The organism is Sedimenticola selenatireducens, from assembly GCF_007625115.1.
GTDB lineage: Bacteria > Pseudomonadota > Gammaproteobacteria > Chromatiales > Chromatiaceae > Sedimenticola > Sedimenticola selenatireducens_A.
Map to the genome: position 1 here is coordinate 16,694 of NZ_VMNH01000010.1, position 19,536 is coordinate 36,229.

16 protein-coding genes are annotated in these 19,536 nt (G+C 52.2%); 3 read left to right on the plus strand and 13 right to left on the minus strand.

Going from position 1 to position 19,536, the window contains the following annotated elements; translation table 11 throughout:
- Positions 1-2: 2 nt before the first annotated feature.
- From FHP88_RS10075 to dapA, 7 genes are all read right to left on the minus strand, one after another.
- A complete protein-coding gene (locus tag FHP88_RS10075) occupies positions 3-335 on the minus strand; it encodes a branched-chain amino acid transporter permease (RefSeq protein ID WP_144358920.1) in 333 nt (110 codons plus the stop codon).
- Positions 332-1,012 carry an AzlC family ABC transporter permease gene (locus FHP88_RS10080; RefSeq protein WP_260843241.1) on the minus strand — a complete coding sequence of 227 codons (681 nt, stop codon included), beginning with the start codon at positions 1,010-1,012 and terminating at the stop codon, positions 332-334. The genes FHP88_RS10075 and FHP88_RS10080 overlap by 4 nt, the downstream gene beginning before the upstream one ends.
- Before the next feature lie 98 nt (positions 1,013-1,110).
- The gene (gene purL, locus FHP88_RS10085) at positions 1,111-5,004 is read right to left on the minus strand and encodes a phosphoribosylformylglycinamidine synthase (RefSeq protein WP_144358921.1); all 3,894 of its coding nucleotides are present in this window, start codon (positions 5,002-5,004) and stop codon (positions 1,111-1,113) included.
- Positions 5,005-5,113: 109 nt separating this feature from the next.
- Positions 5,114-5,524 (minus strand): hypothetical protein, encoded by a 411-nt coding sequence (locus FHP88_RS10090; RefSeq protein ID WP_144358922.1) that lies wholly within the window; start codon positions 5,522-5,524, stop codon positions 5,114-5,116.
- Positions 5,525-5,527: 3 nt separating this feature from the next.
- Positions 5,528-6,289 carry an MBL fold metallo-hydrolase gene (locus FHP88_RS10095; RefSeq protein WP_144358923.1) on the minus strand — a complete coding sequence of 254 codons (762 nt, stop codon included), beginning with the start codon at positions 6,287-6,289 and terminating at the stop codon, positions 5,528-5,530.
- 28 nt (positions 6,290-6,317) lie between these two features.
- Positions 6,318-7,475 (minus strand): outer membrane protein assembly factor BamC, encoded by a 1,158-nt coding sequence (gene bamC, locus FHP88_RS10100; protein WP_144358924.1) that lies wholly within the window; start codon positions 7,473-7,475, stop codon positions 6,318-6,320.
- Between the two features lie 41 nt (positions 7,476-7,516).
- Positions 7,517-8,392 carry a 4-hydroxy-tetrahydrodipicolinate synthase gene (dapA, locus tag FHP88_RS10105; protein WP_144358925.1) on the minus strand — a complete coding sequence of 292 codons (876 nt, stop codon included), beginning with the start codon at positions 8,390-8,392 and terminating at the stop codon, positions 7,517-7,519.
- 281 nt (positions 8,393-8,673) lie between these two features.
- On the opposite strand from dapA, the gene FHP88_RS10110 reads away from it, so the two are divergent.
- Together FHP88_RS10110 and FHP88_RS10115 are read left to right on the plus strand one after the other, a co-directional pair.
- Positions 8,674-9,210 (plus strand): glycine cleavage system protein R, encoded by a 537-nt coding sequence (locus FHP88_RS10110; RefSeq protein WP_144358926.1) that lies wholly within the window; start codon positions 8,674-8,676, stop codon positions 9,208-9,210.
- A gap of 43 nt (positions 9,211-9,253) precedes the next feature.
- On the plus strand, positions 9,254-10,660 hold the full coding sequence (locus FHP88_RS10115; RefSeq protein WP_144358927.1) for a PhoH family protein: 1,407 nt from the start codon (positions 9,254-9,256) through the stop codon (positions 10,658-10,660).
- Positions 10,661-10,685: 25 nt separating this feature from the next.
- On the opposite strand, the gene nudB is transcribed toward FHP88_RS10115, so the two are convergent.
- The 6 genes from nudB to FHP88_RS10145 form a co-directional block, all read right to left on the minus strand.
- Positions 10,686-11,210: a dihydroneopterin triphosphate diphosphatase gene (gene nudB / locus FHP88_RS10120; RefSeq protein ID WP_260843242.1), complete on the minus strand. Its 525-nt coding sequence runs from the start codon at positions 11,208-11,210 to the stop codon at positions 10,686-10,688.
- 54 nt (positions 11,211-11,264) lie between these two features.
- Positions 11,265-13,055: an aspartate--tRNA ligase gene (gene aspS, locus FHP88_RS10125; RefSeq protein ID WP_144358928.1), complete on the minus strand. Its 1,791-nt coding sequence runs from the start codon at positions 13,053-13,055 to the stop codon at positions 11,265-11,267.
- Positions 13,056-13,186: 131 nt separating this feature from the next.
- Positions 13,187-13,831 carry a DUF502 domain-containing protein gene (locus FHP88_RS10130; protein WP_144358929.1) on the minus strand — a complete coding sequence of 215 codons (645 nt, stop codon included), beginning with the start codon at positions 13,829-13,831 and terminating at the stop codon, positions 13,187-13,189.
- Between the two features lie 10 nt (positions 13,832-13,841).
- On the minus strand, positions 13,842-14,114 hold the full coding sequence (locus FHP88_RS10135) for an FmdB family zinc ribbon protein (RefSeq protein ID WP_144358930.1): 273 nt from the start codon (positions 14,112-14,114) through the stop codon (positions 13,842-13,844).
- A gap of 100 nt (positions 14,115-14,214) precedes the next feature.
- Complete coding sequence (locus FHP88_RS10140) at positions 14,215-14,484, minus strand: hypothetical protein (RefSeq protein ID WP_144358931.1); 270 nt, start codon at positions 14,482-14,484, stop codon at positions 14,215-14,217.
- 70 nt (positions 14,485-14,554) lie between these two features.
- Positions 14,555-18,820 carry an EAL domain-containing protein gene (locus tag FHP88_RS10145; RefSeq protein WP_144358932.1) on the minus strand — a complete coding sequence of 1,422 codons (4,266 nt, stop codon included), beginning with the start codon at positions 18,818-18,820 and terminating at the stop codon, positions 14,555-14,557.
- Between the two features lie 233 nt (positions 18,821-19,053).
- Here FHP88_RS10145 and FHP88_RS10150 point away from each other — a divergent pair, with 233 nt between their 5' ends.
- Entirely contained in the window at positions 19,054-19,488 is a 435-nt protein-coding gene (locus tag FHP88_RS10150) for a host attachment protein (RefSeq protein ID WP_144358933.1), read from the plus strand.
- The last annotated feature ends 48 nt before the right edge of the window (positions 19,489-19,536 follow it).

Genomic DNA, 19,536 nt, shown 5'->3' on the forward strand with positions numbered 1-19,536 from the left:
GACTAGATAAACCAGCCAAATTGCACGGCAGCCATGTATAAGAGTGTCCCGCTAAAGATACTCAGTAAGGCATTACCCCGCCAGAGATGCAGCAACGTCGTCAACAACAGCGCCAACAACTCATTCACCCCATACGGAGTCTGCGTAAAATCAAGGGATTTGAGACTATAAAGCACTAGCAAGGTCATGATCGCCGGTGGCATATAGCGCCCCAGATACATCAGCAGGGGATGATCACTTTTATTACGAAAGGCTACAAATGGAATCAGCCGCGTGATGAACGTTGCAATCATCATCACCAGAAAAACAGCCAGCAGATAGCCTGTCTGACTCATGACATCACCTGCGTTGTTCTATTGCGGAATAACAGCAGCGTAATGGAAAGCGCGATAGAGACCAGCAACATTTGCTCTTTGAATAACAACAGTGCCACCAAACCACAGATCAGAGCGACCACAAACGGATAGGGTTCGCGCAACTTTTTCCACTGCTCAATCATCAACACCATAAACAGTGCTGTCAGCGCAAAGTCCATCCCCGTGGTATCAAACTCTACATTGGCACCAAACAGGGCACCCAAGGCGCAACCCGTAACCCAGTAAGACTGGTTAAGCGCAGTCAGCGCAAGGTAATAATCCTGCTCATCGTGCCCTTCTGGCGCATGGGTACTGGTAATCAGCGAATAGGTTTCATCTGTCAGGCCAAAGATCAGATAGAGCTTTTTAAGGCCCTTGGCACGATAACGCCCCAAAAGTGAGACACCAAAAAACATATGTCGTGAATTGAGGATGAACGTGGAGACCGCCACTTCGAACAGCGAGGCCTGAGCAGCCAATAGCCCCACCGCCATAAACTGGGCCGCCCCGGCATAGACCGTCAAACCCATCAGCGGCGCATAAAACCACTCATAACCCAGATTCTGAAACAGAATACCGAAGGCCATGCCCAAGGGCACATAGCCGAACATCACCGGTATAGAGGCCCTAAACGCTGCGCTCATTGTGGAGGGCATTTATAAACTGTCCTTAGTGCATCTCATTCTGCTATCCAAGTTAGCGCCGTTGTGAATAATTTCCGGCGGTGCTAACAATCTGCCTGAATCGGAGACAGCTAGCCGAGCCAGACACGAGCGTTACGGAACAGTCGCAACCAAGGCCCATCCTCGCCCCAACTATCGGGATGCCAGGAGTTGGTTACACTGCGAACCACGCGCTCCGGATGGGGCATCATGATGGTGACGCGGCCATCTTGACTGGTCAGGCCAGAGATACCCAGTGGGGAACCATTGGGATTGGCAGGATAACGCTCGGCGATCTCACCACTGTTCTCCACATATTGCATTACGACCTGCTGGCCGACCGAGTCCAGATGATGCACATCGCGGAACTCCGCCCTTCCTTCGCCATGGGCAACAGCGATCGGCAACACCGAGCCGGCCATACCTTGCAACAGGATAGAGGCGCTCTGTTGAATTTTGACGCTCACATAACGCGCCTCAAACTGTTCAGAACGATTCCGTACAAAGTGCGGCCAGTTCTCTGCACCCGGTATCAGGTCATGCAAATTGGAGAGCATCTGGCAGCCATTGCAGACACCCAGGGAGAAGGTCTCCTGGCGCTCAAAATAGGCCTGAAACTGATCTCTGGCCCGGGGATTAAACAAGATCGATTTGGCCCACCCTTCACCGGCGCCTAATACATCACCGTAGGAAAAGCCACCACAGGCGACCAATCCCTTAAACCGGTCCAGCGCTACCCGTCCTGAGAGAATATCCGACATGTGCACATCAATACTGTCGAACCCTGCCCGGTGGAACGCATTGGCCATCTCAAGCTGACCATTAACGCCCTGCTCGCGCAAAATCGCTACCTCAGGCCGAACCCCGGTATTGATCATTGGGGCAGCCACATCCTCCGCTGGGTCAAAGCTCAGTCTGACCTGAACACCTGGATCGCTTGCCTCGGCAATACGGTCAAACTCCTCTTGGGCGCAAGTTGGATTATCGCGCAGTTGCTGCATGGCGAAGGTGGTCTCTGACCAAGCCTGCTGCAATTCAATACGCGTCATATTCAGCCGTGCCTGTTTTCCTCGCTGAATTTCAATGCGATCCTGATCATTCAGCGTACCGATCAGATAGGCATGATGACCTAAACCCGCATCATGGAACTGCTTGAGGACCGCATCGGTATCATTGTGTCGTACCTGAATCACCGCCCCAAGCTCTTCATTAAACAGTACGGCCAAATCATCGTCAGCCAGGTCATCCAGTTGCACAGTTACACCGCAGTGGCCTGCAAATGCCATTTCGCAGAGGGTGGTAAACAGGCCGCCATCTGATCGGTCATGGTAGGCCAACAACAGGTCGTCTTGATTCAGATCCTGTATTACCGCAAAGAACTGCTTCAGTGCATGCGGATCATTCAGATCCGCACCCTGTCGCCCAACTTGTCGGTAGACCTGCGCCAGTGCAGACGCACCCAAACGATTCGCCCCCTTACCCAGATCAATCAGAATAAGATCGGTGTCACCCTGATCGACCCGTAGCTGGGGCGTCAGTGTTCGCCGCACATCCGTAACCGGGGCAAAACCGCTGATGATCAAGGAGAGGGGTGCCGTCATGGCGCGCTCTTCACTCTCCTGCCGCCAGACACTTTTCATGGACATGGAGTCCTTACCGACCGGTATGGATATTCCGAGAGCCGGACACAATTCCATACCCACCGTCTTAACGGTGGCATAGAGATTGGCATCTTCACCGACATGACCGGCCGCCGCCATCCAGTTAGCAGAGAGTTTAATGTCGCTGATCTTTTCTATGGCTGTTGCCGCCAGATTGGTAATGGCCTCACCAATGGCCATACGACCAGAGGCTGGAGCATCAATCAACGCCAGCGGGGTACGCTCACCAATGGCCATCGCCTCACCCGCATGCCCGACGTAATCGGACAAGGTAACGGCCAGGTCTGCAACAGGCACTTGCCAGGGTCCGACCATTTGATCCCGCGCTACCTGACCGGTAATTGAGCGATCGCCGATACTGATCAAGAAGGTTTTATTGGCTACAGAAGGTAGGCGTAACACACGCCCCGCAGCCTCATGCAAAGTTACACCGCTAAAATCAAGCGCGGGTTTGTGGAAGGTGCGTCGCTTGACATCGCGTAACATGCGTGGCGGCTTACCAAACAGCAGCGGCATGGAGATATCGATGGGATTATTCTCAAAATGGGCATCACCCAGCAGCAGATGCTCTTCATCCGTGGCCTCACCGACGATCGCATAGGGGCAACGCTCACGCTCGCAGATCTGTTTGAATTCGTCCAGGCGATTAATATCAATCGCCATCACGTAGCGCTCCTGCGCCTCGTTACACCAGATCTCCATGGGTGACATACCGGGCTCATCATTGGGCACGGTGCGTAGCTCAAAACGACCGCCACGTCCTGCGTCATGCACCAGTTCTGGCAAGGCATTGGAGATACCACCCGCGCCAACATCATGAATAAACAGAATCGGATTATCTGTTCCTCGTCCCCAACAACGATCAATGACCTCTTGGCAACGGCGTTCCATCTCGGGGTTGGAGCGTTGAACAGAGGCAAAGTCCAAATCTTCAGCGGAGGTGCCACTGGCCATGGATGATGCGGCACCACCCCCCAGCCCAATCAGCATGGCCGGTCCACCCAGCACAATCAGTGGCGAACCGGCGGGGAAATCGTGCTTCTTGATATGCTCTTCGCGAATATTACCCAGGCCACCCGCCAACATGATCGGCTTGTGATATCCCCGCAGCTCATCGCCTTCCGGACCCGCCACCCGCTCTTCAAAGGTTCGGAAGTAACCACACAGATTGGGTCGACCAAATTCGTTATTGAATGATGCACCACCAATGGGCCCTTCAAGCATGATATCCAGGGCGGAGACTATTCGATCAGGCTTTCCGAAATTCTCTTCCCACGGCTGTTCGGCACCCGGAATCCGAAGATTGGATACCGAGAAGCCGGTCAGACCTGCCTTTGGTTTAGAACCTTTCCCCGTCGCACCTTCATCACGAATCTCGCCACCCGAACCGGTTGCAGCACCTGGGTCTGGTGAGATGGCGGTCGGATGATTATGGGTCTCCACCTTCATCAGGATGTGGATAGGCTCTGCGCTGTAGTGATAGCGATGGGTATTCGCCTCAGTCAACCAACGCTGGCCCTGGTGGCCCGTCATCACCGCCGCATTATCTTTATAGGCTGACAGGACATTTTCGGGTGATTTTTCGGTGGTATTTCGAATCATCTTGAACAGCGAGTGCGTCTGCTGCTCACCGTCAATAATCCAATCCGCATTAAAAATCTTATGCCGGCAATGCTCAGAGTTGGCCTGAGCAAACATCATCAACTCCACATCGGTTGGGTTTCTCCCCAATCCCTGAAAACTCTCCACCAGATACTCTATCTCATCATCGGAGAGTGCCAGCCCAAGTTGGCCATTCGCGATTTCCAGGGCCAGCTTACCGCCACCCAGCACATCGACCGTGGTAAAGGGTTTTGGTGCTGCCTTTATGAAGAGACAAACGGCCTCGTCCATTTCGGAAAAGACCATCTCGGTCATTCTGTCATGCAGGGCTGACTGCGCGAGTGAAAGTTCAGTTTCACTAAGCGACGCACCACCCTCCAGTGTCAGGTAATAAGCGATACCTCGCTCCAGGCGATCAACCTTCTCTAGCCCACAGTTATGGGCGATATCAGTTGCCTTGGTAGACCAGGGCGAAATCGTGCCCACCCGTGGCGTCACCAGCACCAGCTGTCCGGCGGGCTCATGCTCGGCAAGATGAGGGCCATAACGCAGCACGCGTGCTAGAACGGCCTGCTCGTCACCACTAAGCGACTGATTAAGCTCTGCAAAATGAATAAACTCGGCATACAACCCGACCGGGCGACCTACGGCCTCGACAAGACGTCGTTCGAGTTTATTAAGACGGAAATCTGAAAGGGCTGGAGCACCACGAAGAGTGAGCATGGAGTACCTTATTGGTGAATGGAAAACCAAATCGGCAATGATACTCCAAGCCGATGAAAATTTCCGCCCCGTAACGGACCCCTCTCAGTGGAAAATGCGCGTTTTTTACTCAATCAAGTGATTCGATACGACGCCGATGATAGAGGGAGTAATAGCGTATCCGCGCCGGGGCATGCGCAATCCACCCGGAGATGAGGATAATCAGGATAAACAGCTCAGCCTTCAATTCAGGAAAGGGGGATATCAGAGCCAACAGCAGCAGTTTGACGAATACCGCCTGCCCCCTCAGCTGAAAGAGCCAGATACCATTTGAGTAGATCGATATAAGGGACAAACCCACACCAGAGATGAGCGTCAGGTAAAGATAGAGTTGCCAGCTCTGATCCACCGCCGGGTAGAGAAATCCCGCCCCCAGGCCACCCAAGCCAACCAGATGAGTTGTCCTGAATAACACATTCATCCAGCGCTGACCCGGGAGAAATCTTGACTCTTGTGGGAAAAACCAGGCTTTAAACGCCATACTTTAGACCTCAAACCAGGGACTTACGTCTGATTGATTCGTCAGGGTAAGTCGTGAGGCCAGTTGTGGCAATCGACTTAGAATCGACTCCCGCACTTTATCAGGGTGGTTATTTTTTTCGCTCACATGCGCCACCACAAGATGACGCAGCCGATCATGATCAATATCCGCCAGCAGTGCGGTGGCCTGCTCATTATTCAGATGACCCAACCGACCTCCTACCCGACGCTGTAGGGACGGTGGATAGGGCCCAGAGGCTAGCATTGCTTGATCGTGATTAAATTCAAGCAACAAGGCATTGATGCCTAATAACATCTCCTGGATGTGGGGTGTAATCATCCCCGTGTCAGTGAGAACGCCCAACCGGCAGTCGGATTCTGCAAATACATACTGCACCGGTTCACGTGCATCATGGGGAACGGGATAGGGCTGCACGGTGAGTGCCCCAATTTCGAAGGGGGACTGATGACTATGAATCAGCCTCAGCTCAGGCAGGTCTCCGCAACGGTTCTGTTGATGGGTACCGTGGGTAATCCACACGGGGATGCCATACCGTCGAGCCAGAGGTCCTACGCCCCTGATGTGATCCTGGTGTTCATGGGTGACCAGAATCCCATCCAAACTCTCCGGCATTACATCCAGCAACGCCAATCGCCGCACAACCTCTCGGGCCGGATAGCCACAATCCAGCAGCAAGCGGGTACCACCACCCTCAATGAGCGTGGCATTCCCCCGACTACCACTACCCAATGAGGCAAAACGCACTAAATCATCCGCTATCTATCGAAGTATCTTACTGAAGCTGCTCATGCAGAAGCGTCAGAATACGCAGGGCCGTTTCAGAATTCTCCTGTACACCCTCTTTATTCCTGACCTCTACGCGGGTTCCGCGCCCATCTGCTTCCAGCCCCACCTGATACTGACTCTCTTTATCGATGTTCTGATCATTATCACGCCAGAATGCCAACTTGGATAACAGACCAGGCTCTTCTGTCTCCTTTAATGGATCGTTGTAACGCACATAATAGACCCGCTTTGTGATGTCGCGATCCTCTACCGCAAAGCCGACACGATCCAGGGCAACACCTGTCAGTCGCCAGGCCCTGTTCAGCTCTTCATCCATCAGCAGTAGCACTTCACTGCTGTTGCGAACCAGCCTTGAGCGAGCCTGAACCGCACCAGTCCGCGCCAGTGAAGAGCGGGATTGCTGATCAGCGACTCCCATATAGTTCATGATACGGCGAAGCATTTCTGCTTCAAGCCCATGATCCGTGGGCCGGGGATTCCAAACAGTTCGCTCTGGATCACCGCCGCCATCTAGGATGTACTTCTCCTCCATACCCCGATGAGTAAGGTAGAGCTCAGTGATTCCATCAGTAGTGGCCGGTTCTATGCGCAGACGGTACTGATCACGTGTAGCTGCCGAATAGGCCCCTTCAAAGACCGACCGAATCTTATCGGTGATGAAATCATTCTTGATATCGGCACGATTCTCTAACCAATCGGTCACCATCACACCGACCGTCGGATCCTGTTGCGATAACAGAATGCCATTCTCTTGCCAGAAGGCGACCGTCTTATACCAGACATCATCGGGCGAGCCCTGGATCCGTAACCAGCGCTGATTGCCATCACGCATCACCTCGATCTTCTCTATCTTAGGCAATACACCAGTTCGAGTGGCTACCCTGCCCTGAATCCGTTCCCGTTCCAGCTGTCCCGAAAGCGTTGTGGCCTCGGCACGAGAAGAGCCTGGGATAACCAGCTGATCATTGATCGTGCTTTTGGTGAGATCTGGGGGTATCTCCAGATTAGTACCCGCATCTTTAGCCTTCTTATACTCAACCTTGCGGTCAGGTAAAACATCTTCCACACTCGGAAGTGCACCGCAGCCAGCAACCAAGCTGGCAATCAAGAGTGAAACCAGTTTGTTTCGGTAGTTCAAAGCCATTATTTAAATAAACCTTATTATCGCCTCAATGCGGGCGTTTTTTAGAGAATACCGGCGGCAACCATTGATTGGCGCAACGGGGCTTGATAAGCCTCAGCAAACCATGTCAATGGCAGACGAATACCCTTGGGTATAAGACCCATCTCAGCCAACGCCCATTTAACCGGAATTGGATTCGATTCCAAAAACAGGTCACGATGCAGCGCAGCCAGCGTAGCGTCTATACGGGCGGCCTCATCAGCATCCCCATTCCTTGCCGCCGTGATCATTTGATGCATGGCCGCGGGTGCAATATTGGCAGTCACTGAAATGGTTCCGACACCGCCCAGCAGAATAAATTCACGGGATGTCGCATCATCGCCGGTAATGAGTGCAAAATCGCCGCCGCACAACGCCTTCAACTGCGCAACGCGATCCAGTTGCCCGGTCGCCTCCTTGATGCCCACAATATTCTTTATTGCAGAGAGTCTGCCTACCGTTTCCGGCAGCATGTCGCAAGCCGTTCTGCCCGGGACGTTATACAGTAGCTGGGGAATATCCACAGCCTCTGCTACCGCTTTGAAGTGCTGAAAAAGCCCTTCCTGGGTGGGTTTGTTGTAATAAGGGGTGACCAATAGACAACCGTCTGCACCGGCTTCTTTAGCACAGCGCGTCAGCTGGATTGCTTCTGTCGTGGAGTTTGCACCAGTCCCGGCGATGACTGGCACCCGCTTATTGGTATAGCTGACAACTTGCCGTATGACTTCGCAATGCTCCTGTTCATCCAGGGTTGCAGACTCACCTGTCGTGCCCACAGCTACAATGGCATCGGTACCCTGCTCAACGTGCCAGTTCACCAGCGCACGCAAGCTATTCTCATCAACGCTGCCGTCTTCCCGCATTGGGGTAACGAGCGCTACCATACTGCCTTGAAACATGTGAAAAAACTCCAAATAACCGGCTCAATCGCCCATTCTAAAACGCCTGATTGGACGCTGACAAGGCGGAGCGCTAACTCTACAGAACTCGGATCTGCAAATCGAGCTCAACCCATTGTAATTCATCGCTATTTGATTTGTTACAGTGAAGTAAAACTTATTCAAGAGTTTGTGATTAAATGGTAATCAGACAGTTTGCTAACAAAAACCCAACCAGAACAAGACAAGTGAACCCTGGGGACGCTACACTCAAGGTAAATCAACAGGAGTAACGATAATCTATGTCCACTCAGAACTACTTGGTTATATCTGCACTCGGAAAAGACCGCCCCGGCATCGTTGACGCTTTATCAAAATCAATTCTGGAATTTGGCTGCAATATTACTGACAGCCGCATGACCGTACTGGGAGGGGAGTTCGCCATTCTGCTCATGGTAGAAGGCAACTGGAATACCCTGACCAAGATGGAAGAGTCTATCGCCGGACTTGAGCAGCAGCTCAGCCTGACCATCATCGCCAAGCGAACGGAACAGCGCGATAGAAGTAATCCGTTCCTCCCCTATGTGGTAGAAGTCGTTTCACTGGATCATCCTGGCATCGTCCATCAACTGGCCAGCTTCTTTTCAAAACGAAGCATCAATATCGAAGACATGGCCACCACCAGTTATGCCGCGCCACACACCGGCACAATGATGTTCTCGGTGCACATGACAGTCGGAATCCCCGCCGATATTCATATCGCCTCGCTCAGGGACGAATTCATGGAATTTTGTGACGCTATTAATCTAGATGCCATCATCGAGCCAGCCCAGCGCTGATCAGCTACTGAATCAATTTTCTCATTGCAGGTAATACACAAGAATGAATGACCAGGATAAGAAGCGCCTGTTCGTGCTGGACACCAATGTGCTAATGCATGATCCCACCTCCATCTTCCGCTTTCAGGAGCACGACATCTTCCTCCCAATGGTGGTACTGGAAGAGCTGGACAAGGGCAAGAAGGGCATGTCCGAAGTGGCACGTAATGTCCGCCAGGTTTCCCGCTTTCTCGATGAACTAATGTCGGGCGCGAGCAAGCAGGAAATTGATGCGGGCCTACCCCTACCCACGCCAAGCAACGGTAAAAGCGTTGAGCCCATGGTACCGGGTCGCCTCTATTTCCAAACCACTACGCTGGCCAATAATCTGCCGACCTCTTTGCCAGGAAATACACCTGACAACAATATCCTGAGTACCGCATTAACACTGCAACAAGCCCATCCCGAGCTGGATGTCGTACTGATCTCCAAGGATATTAATCTAAGGATAAAGGCCGCTGTCGTCGGCATCCCTGCTGAGGATTACTACAACGACCAGGTGCTGGATGATGTTGACCTACTGTATAGCGGTGAAGCAGAACTGAGCAGCGACTTTTGGGAGAGCCACAGCAAAGACCTGGATTCCTGGCAAGAGGAGGGGCGCACTTTTTATCGCATCAAGGGTAGCGACACCCAGGAGTGGTACCCCAATCAATGCCTCTTCCTGGACGATGAGACCAACTTCGAAGCGATTGTGCGACGCCGGGATGGTGATGACGCCATCATTGAGATGGCCACCGATTATCGTAGCCAAAACCATGCCGTATGGGGTATTCGCGCACGCAACCGGGAGCAGAATTTTGCCATCAATATGTTGATGGATCCTGAAGTTGATTTTGTATCACTGCTCGGTACCGCCGGCACGGGCAAGACGCTCCTTGCACTGGCAGCGGGACTCACGCAAACGCTGGATCTGAATATCTATCGCGAGATTATCATGACCCGGGTAACCGTACCTGTAGGTGAGGACATCGGTTTCTTGCCCGGCACTGAAGAAGAGAAAATGACGCCGTGGATGGGTGCCCTGATGGATAATCTTGAGGTATTGACCCAGACCGAAGGGGGTGAATGGGGGCGCGCTGCAACCGATGATCTGTTGCGATCCAGGATTCGTATCCACTCACTCAATTTTATGCGTGGCCGAACATTCTTAAAGAAGTACATCATTCTGGATGAGGCCCAGAACCTCACGTCCAAGCAGATGAAGACGCTGATCACCCGTGCCGGCCCTGGCACCAAGATTGTCTGCCTGGGTAATGTGGCGCAGATTGACACGCCTTATCTGACCGAAACCACCTCTGGGCTCACCTACGTAGTTGATCGATTCAAGGACTGGAATCACAGTGGCCATATCACGTTACTGAGAGGTGAACGTTCCCGTCTGGCTGACTACGCTTCGGACACCCTGTAATAACCAGCAAATCCAGGCAGGTTCGTTAGAAACCTGCCTGGCTGTTGAGCAAGTGCAAAATCGCAGCACGATTGGTCCAAGAACTGGCTCGATGTGCAGCCTGTGATACGCCTAGCCAACGCATCTCGCTGTGTTCATCCGCATTAAGCTTTATCAAGCGCCTTGAAGGCAGGCGCAGATAAAAGAGATGCTCCCTGTTGTAGTGCGCAGAAGGTGAGAATCGTTTGCGCCAGGCGGGCAGAATAGGAAATCGTTCAGTATGTCGGGCATCCAGAAGCTTGCCACTGTGTCGAAGCCCCGTCTCTTCAAACAGTTCACGGGCGGCCGCATCACGGGGCGTCTCCCCCCTCTTCAGGCTCCCGGTAACCGATTGCCAAAAACCCTTTGGATGGGTGCGATTCAACATCAGCACCTCGCCCTGATCCGTATAGATCACAACTAAAACAGACTCTGGACGCTTGTACAGACAGCTCAAAGGAATACTCATCAAGGTGATGTCAGGCCAGCAGTCACTCACCGGGAATGCCTCGCCTGACAGATTATCGTACAAAATAAAAGCCCAGCGGAAGGCCTCTCCCGCTGGGCTTTCTACACCAAAAGAACGTTACGCCTTCTCTTCAACTTGTGGTGTACGCACCCGGATTGAAAGTTCACGCAGTTGCGCTTGGCTCACCTCAGAGGGGGCAGACGTCAACATACAGGCTGCGGTCTGTGTCTTGGGGAAGGCCATCACATCACGGATAGAGCTGGCACCTGCCAACAACATGACCAAACGATCAAGACCAAAGGCAAGACCACCATGCGGAGGACAGCCGTACTTCAGGGCAGACAGCAGGAAGCCGAACTTCTCTTCCGCTTCCTCTTCACCAATACCCAACAGCCGGAATACCTTCTCCTGCACATCACTGTTATGAATACGGATCGAACCACCACCGACTTCAGTACCGTTTAATACCATATCGTAGGCGCGCGAAAGGCAGGCACCGGGATCACTCTCAAGCAGATCGACTTGATCCTGCTTCGGCGCAGTAAACGGATGATGCAACGCATTCCAGCGCTCACCACCCTCATCCCATTCAAACATCGGGAAGTCCACCACCCATACCGGGTGCCAGCCAGATTGCATCAGACCGCGATCTTCACCCAGCTTGACGCGTAATGCACCTAAGGCTTCATTGACAACAGAGGCCTTGTCCGCGCCAAAGAATATCAGATCTCCATCCTGAGCCCCGGTTCGTTGCATGATGCCATCTACTGCATCATCCGGCAGGAATTTGAGAATCGGTGATTGCAGACCCTCACGACCCTGACTCGACCACTCGTTGACCTTGATATAGGCCAGCCCGCGAGCACCATAAATGCCGACAAACTTGGTGTACTCATCTATCTCTTTACGAGTGAGCTCACATCCCTTGGGCAGACAAAGCGCTGCCACTCGACCCTTCGGATCCTTGGCGGGTCCTGAGAACACCTTGAAATCAACGCCGGACATCAAGTCCGCTACATCCACCAACTCCAGTGGGCAACGGAGATCGGGACGATCAGAGCCGAAGCGCCGCATAGCTTCCTGATAGGTCATATGAGGAAAAGGATTAGGCAGATCCAGATCCAGTACCTGCTTGACTACACCCCGGATCATCTCCTCCATTGAGTTCATGATCTCATCTTCACTCATGAACGAGGTCTCGATATCCAGCTGGGTAAATTCTGGCTGCCGATCGGCCCGCAGATCTTCATCACGGAAACAGCGCACGATCTGATAATAACGATCCATACCGGACATCATCAGAAGCTGTTTGAACAGCTGGGGTGACTGTGGCAGGGCGAAGAAATGTCCTGGATGAGTGCGAGAAGGCACCAGATAATCGCGTGCGCCTTCCGGTGTGGCCTTGGTCAGCATCGGCGTCTCGATATCCAGAAAGCCCTCATTATCCAGATAGCTACGCAGGGCTCGTGTCACTGCAGCACGCATCATGATGCGTTTCTGCATCTCGGGACGGCGCAGATCCATGTAGCGATACCGCAACCGAACCTCCTCTGACACCCGCTCATGCTCATCAAGCTGGAATGGCGGCGTATCGGCACGATTCAACACATCAAGCGCCAGCCCAAGAATCTCGATCTCACCGGTGGGCATATCGGGATTAACCGTACCCTCAGGACGCGCCCGTACCCGGCCGCTGACTTTCAGCACATACTCACTTCGCACATGCTCTGCAGCGGAAAAAACATCAGGCAGATCAGGATCATAGACCACCTGGACCAATCCTTCTCGATCACGAAGATCGATAAAGATTACGCCTCCATGATCACGTCGCCGATGAACCCAGCCGCAAATTTCAACCTCTTGGTCGATGTGTGAGGCGTTTAGATGACCGCAATAATGGGTGCGCATACTCGATATTACCGTTACTGACTGAAGACGGACGAGGAATTCGGCCGCTGAGAAAAACAGGAAATTTTAAGGTTTGGACCCTAGCGGCGCAAGCTTTCAGGCCAATTAAATGATTTTTTTGGCTGATAAGGCTATTCAGCAGGCTTAACTGACGACGATTCCGGCACACCTGATGGTAGTGAATGGGGTACAACCGCCCCCATGGACATAAGCATCTTCAGCCCATCATCCACGCTCATTTCTAACTCAATTACGTCTTCCCGTGGCACCATGACGAAATAGCCACCCGTTGGATTGGGCGTCGTAGGAACATAGACATTGATCACGTCATGGCCCGTTTTACGCTGCGCCTCACCTACATCCGTACCGGTCTGAAAGGCCAGGGTCCACAGTCCTTTGCGCGGAAATTCAACCAGCAAGACCTTTCGAAAAGACTGCCCGGCCTCACTGAACATAGTCTCGGCAAGCTGTTTTGCGCCTGAATAGACCGAGCGCACCAGCGGTATTCGCGCCAACAACTGCTCCCATACGGAGATCAGAGAACGCCCAAACAGGTTTGCCACTAACACACCGGTAACAAACACAATCAGCAGAGAGATGACGATGCCGATTCCAGGGATACTAAAACCCAGTAGATTTTCAGGGCGATAAGCTTCGGGAACGAGCTGTAATGTCCCATCCAGCCAACGCACCAGCATTCTGACGACCAGCAAGGTGATACCCAGCGGCACCCAAACCAGTAGACCGGCAACCAAATAGCGGCGGAAGAATCTCATCTAGCGATGATCAGGCATCACAGCCGCCACAACCACCTGTGGAACAGGCCGGTGCCGGCTTGGTATCCTTCTTATCGGCACTGTGCAGATTTTTCTGCTTACCGCTTTTGAAATCCGTCTCATACCAGCCCTGCCCCTTCAAACGAAAACCAGCCGCTGAAATCATCTTTTTCAGTGCAGGCTTAGCGCACTCGGGACAATCGGTCAGTGCAGCATCACTCATCTTCTGCATGGCTTCCAACTCGTGGCCGCAGGCTTCACAACGATACTCGTAGATTGGCATGAAATACTCCTAAAAACATAACATCCCCTAAGCATTGGGGTGCAAAAACTCGGCGGATTCTAGCACAGTTGTCAAACAGGCATAGTGCTAGTTGCTGGCATCAAAGCCCGAAGTCATCTGAATAACCCCCTTTTTCAGCCCGCTCCTGAGCCTTAGCCTCTTCAATAAGTCGAACCAGCTTCGCATGCTCTTCTTCAGGCAGGCCAAATTGAAGAAAACGTTCCAAATGCAACAAAATCCGCTCTAACATGGCATCTCTTTGATACAGATAGAGCACACTCTGCGCCAAACTATCAGGGTCATCGCCCTGCCCTCGCATCTTCCTGGCTACTTCTAAAGCGGCTTTAAGCTGATCGGCTGTCGGTTTCACTAACACCTCCCGTCAGGTCTTTTCGACCCTCTTCCTCTAGATTGGGACTGCTGGATAGAGATCAAGTCAACTAATGTATATGTTGTGCAGATGAGGTGTCTTTGGCCAATAGCAGCTGCTCAATAGATTGGCCAGAAACCGGTTTGCTAAACAGATATCCCTGGGCAAAATCACAACCCTTATCGACCAGAAGGGCTAACTGCTCTTCTGTCTCAACCCCTTCGGCCACCACCTTGAGACTCAGACCATGGGCCATAGCTATAGCTGCATTGACCAGCTCCCGATCCTCTTCATCAATCGTGATATCACGAATAAAGCTTTGATCAATCTTAAGAATATCAAAAGGATAACTCCTCAAATAACTCAATGATGAGTAACCTGTACCAAAATCATCCATCGAAATATTGACACCCAGTGTACTCAGCGCTTCAAGGGCCTTATCAATATACCCATGACCACTCATCAAGACACCTTCTGTGATCTCCAGTTCCAGAGCCGCAGGTTCAACCTCCGCCCGAAGAAGCGCCTGCTGGATAAAGGGCGCCAACTGCGGATCGCGGAATTGGCGCGGCGAGATATTAACAGCCATCTTCAGCGGCTGACCTGAAACCTGCTGCCATTGCACCAACTGGGACAATGCCTGTTCAATAACATATTCCCCAATCGGTACTATCAGGCCGGTCTGTTCCGCGATCGGAATAAACTCCGCGGGAGAAACCATGCCCAGCAAAGGGTTCGTCCAACGCAACAGCGCCTCGACACCGATCATGCTACGACCCGGGATCTCGATCAGAGGCTGATAGCAGATACTGAGTTCACCCCGCCCCATGGCCCCGCGGAGTTGCTCTTCGAGCAGCAATCTTCGGGCAACACCCTGATTCATCGACTCGGTGAAATAGTGGTAAGTATTGCGCCCCGCCTCTTTGGAGTGGTACATGGCCATATCAGCATTTCTTAAAAGCTCTACAGATGTTGCGCCATCCTCTGGATAGATGGCGATGCCTAAACTCGCCGTCAACACCAGCTCTCGTCCCTGCAGCTTGAAAGGTTGACGGAATTGTTCGAGGACCTGTTCCGCCACCTGCCGCGCATCACTCACATCGTTTAGTCCACCCAATAGAATAATGAACTCATCACCGCCTAAACGACCTACCGTGTCATACTCACGAACCACTGCTCGCAGGCGCAATGCCGCCTGCTGAAGGAGCTGATCTCCCGTCTCATGCCCCATGGTGTCATTCACCTTTTTGAAATCATCCAGATCAAGGAACAATACCGCTACCTGGTGGTCCGAACGACCGACATCTTTGATCAATTGCGACAGGCGATCCAGGGCTAAAAAACGATTCGGCATTCCGGTGAGATTGTCATAATGTGCTTGACGCAGTATCCGCTCCTCCTGTTCTTTCTGTAGCGTGACGTCCTCTTTCACCGCCAGGAACTGCTTAATTGTCCCCTTTTCGTCCAGCACGGGCGCAATATAGGCCCGCTCCCAAAACAGTTCGCCGCTCTTCTTTTTGTTCTGAAATTCCCCTTGCCAAGTCTTGCCCGAGGTAATGGTCTGCCATAACTGCTCGTATTGGCTTTTGGGTGTATTGCCTGATTGCATTATTCGGGTATGCTGACCGATGACCTCTTCATACTTGTAGCCTGAGATCCGCTCAAACGCGCTGTTAACATAATCAATGCTGCCATCGGTATCCGTAATCACCACGGAAACCGGACTCTGCTCAATGGCCTGGGAGAGGGTTCTAATCTGCTCTTCGCTACGCCTTCTACTGGTAATATCACGGATGATCTCCAACCGTGAAACCGTTCCATCACGATTATGGATGGGCGCACTCACCACCTCAAAATCCTGCCCTTGCGGTCTTGATGACAGGTATTGCACCACCCGCTGCTTACCCGAAAATACAGGTACTGGGCTATAGTTTGCATCGGGATCCAGCGTGGCTATAGAGTCCTGGCAAAGCTTTCCCGTCTGCTCGCCAAACCAATCAATCATAGTCTGATTCATGTAATCAATGCGGCCTTCGGCACTGACAATCAGTAGACCTTCACCCACTTCGTTCATCGACTCAAGGATAGTGCGATAGAGCGACTGACTGGCGGCCAGCGCTTGCTCCGTTTTCACACGATCAGTGATATCCAGGATACTAACCGGGACATTACGCATCTCATCCTCTCGCACGGAAATTGGCATGGAGATCAACCCAGTGATCTCCTGACCATCCAACTTTCGGAATGTTGCCTCACTGCGAAAATAGCTGCGACCTTCCCAAATGGCGTTCAACTCTTCGATAAATACAGCCGCTGAATCTTCCACGAACGTGCGATCGATAGAGTGGATAAGCGCCACCTCATTCTCGGCCCCAAACAATTCCAGTGTCGCCTGATTCACATGCAACACTTTTATCAGCCCCGCGAGATCTTTGATCGCTTCTGGACGATCGGCCAGGTAGCGACGCAGATCCGTGACCCCCTGATCCCGGAGCAACTGAAGCGTCTTCATCAACTCAGAGAAGTCTTCATTCCAGATAGAGATTTCAGCACTATCAAATAGGGTGCGATATCGACTCTCTCGCTCACGAATCTCAACTTCAGCCTGCTTGCGGGCAGTCACATCATGCAGCATAGCAAGCACACAACTCTCCCCCGCATACTCAATCAGGCACGCTGAGAGCTCGATATCCATTTGACGGCCCGTACTATCGGACATTCGCACACTGTAATCATAAACAAATCCTGTCTCTTGCATCTCAGCAAGCCAGGCATCCCGATCCGCCTTACAAGGCCAGAGGCCGATCGTGGTGGACTTACCGGCCAGTAACTCATCCTCTGTCCAGCCAAAAGTCGCTATGTACGCGTGATTCACGGCCAGGTAGCGACCATCGCTCGTTGCCGCGATAGAACTGGCTATAGGACTGACGTCAAAGCTGTTACGAAACAGCGTTTCACTGTCTCTTAACTCATGCTCTATCTGTTTACGCCGACTGATATCCAGATGGGTACCACTCATCATCAGCGGCGATCCACTGGCACTCCACTCCATCACTTTGCCGCGGGAGTTGACCCAAAGCCAACCCCCTTCTTTTTTGCGCTGGCGATACTCAACATCGTAATAGTCGGCTTCATGAGCAAAATGATCCTCCAGCGCCGCTTCTACCAGATGAATATCATCAGGATGTATAAAGCTGCGCCAAGTAGCGACATCCAACGGCATCAACTCTGCAAGTTCATAGCCCATAATTGTGGCCATGCGCTCATCAATCTCCAGCCGTTCATCCACAATATCCCAATGCCAAGTCCCTGCATTAGTACCCTCAAGGATGTTAGCGGCCTGGTTACGCTCTCGTACCAGTGCATCTTCCATCTGCTTGCGTTGGGTAATATCTCGATAGGACCAAAAACGTCCATAGTGATCGCCTGCCTCAGAAACCAATGAGGCGCTGTAACACTCAAATACCCGCCCATCTTTTAACGAAACCACTTCACTCCCATGCTCATAGGGATTTCGCTGCATACGACTGATCCAGGTAGCAAACAACCGAGGATTCGCAACTTGTTCCAACTGATGACCAAACAGTTCTGTTTCAGATTCAGTTTTTATGATCGCTTCAGGCAGTTGCCACAGTGCCTTCAATCGCCCATTCCATGAGAGAATATCGCCGCCATTGTTGACTGCTAGGATGCCATCCTCAGACGCCTCCTGCTGGGTGGAAAGGACGGTATTCTTGTAGCGAATCTCTTCATGGGCACTGCGTAGCAAATCCTGCCTGCGCAGAATCAACCCAAGTAACAAGGTCGCCAGGGGAAAGATAACCAGGATGGGAAGGGATACCGTTTGAATGATCGTCCAGCGTACCTCATCAGGCATAAACAACATGCAAGTCAACACCACGCATTGCACCGTGATACCAAACAGGTAAAGCTGCACCCCACCAATTTGCCAGTCTCGATACTGGGCTATATAGCGCCATCCCAAGCCAGTGAGGGCCGTAGAGATAATCACAATACTCCCAACAACAGCTCCGCCTCCCCCTTGATAGAGGCGAAACAGGACCATTATCACCCCAGCAATCAAGGTTGGCAGCCAGCCAAAGAATAGGCCGCAAATGCTGATCAGTACCCAGCGGGTATCAAAAAAGATACCCGGTACAAGCGCCCAGGGTGTCAGCATCACGGCAATGCCGATCACGCCCACCAGCACGCCGGAGACGACCTGCCGCAAGCGGTGATTAGGCAGTGCGCCCAAGTCCAACACTTCATAGATAACGCCAAGGGCTAATAGGAGAATGGCGTTACTAAATAGGCCTGGGAAGCTACCGGTATCCATGATTTTTCGTGAAAATTGTCTTATTCAAGCTCAACATAGTGTGAATTGGCAAAATGACCCCATTTTCAGAGTTTAGCGGCCAGTAACACCCGTTCTACAGGCATAGTCATCAATTTTTACGCTGATTAAAGAGTCAATGTGAGTGATCACCCGACTATCCCGTATCAGGAATCTTCTATACTCTAGATTCCGGGGATACCACCCGATAAACACCACTTGAGAGGGGAACACCTATGAATGCAGCCTGGGTAGTTGTAGCTGATACAAGCCGTGCACGAATCTTCTCCGCTGAAAATGCCTTCAGCCCACTCGTAGAAATCCAGACCCTTGACCACCCAGAAGCCAGACTTCACGCGGGCGATCTGGTCAGCGACAGGGCCGGCCGAGACCGTAGTACCGGCGCACGCAGCCATGACGTGGGACATCTGAACGAGACAAAACGGGATGAGGCGCTACGGTTTGCATCTGAGGTTTGTGCCACCCTTGAATCAGGTCGTGCCCACGGTCACTTCAATAAACTGCATGTCATTGCTGCACCCAGTTTTCTTGGTCTGCTGAGAAAACAGCAACCTCACCCACTGCAGAAAATGGTTGCCACTGAGATCTCTAAGAATCTTACGGCCCAGGACGTGGAAACCATTCGTAAAAACCTACCCCATCGACTCTAAATAAAACAAGGCTGCAGTGGACTACCTGTCCACTGCAGTTCCAGAATC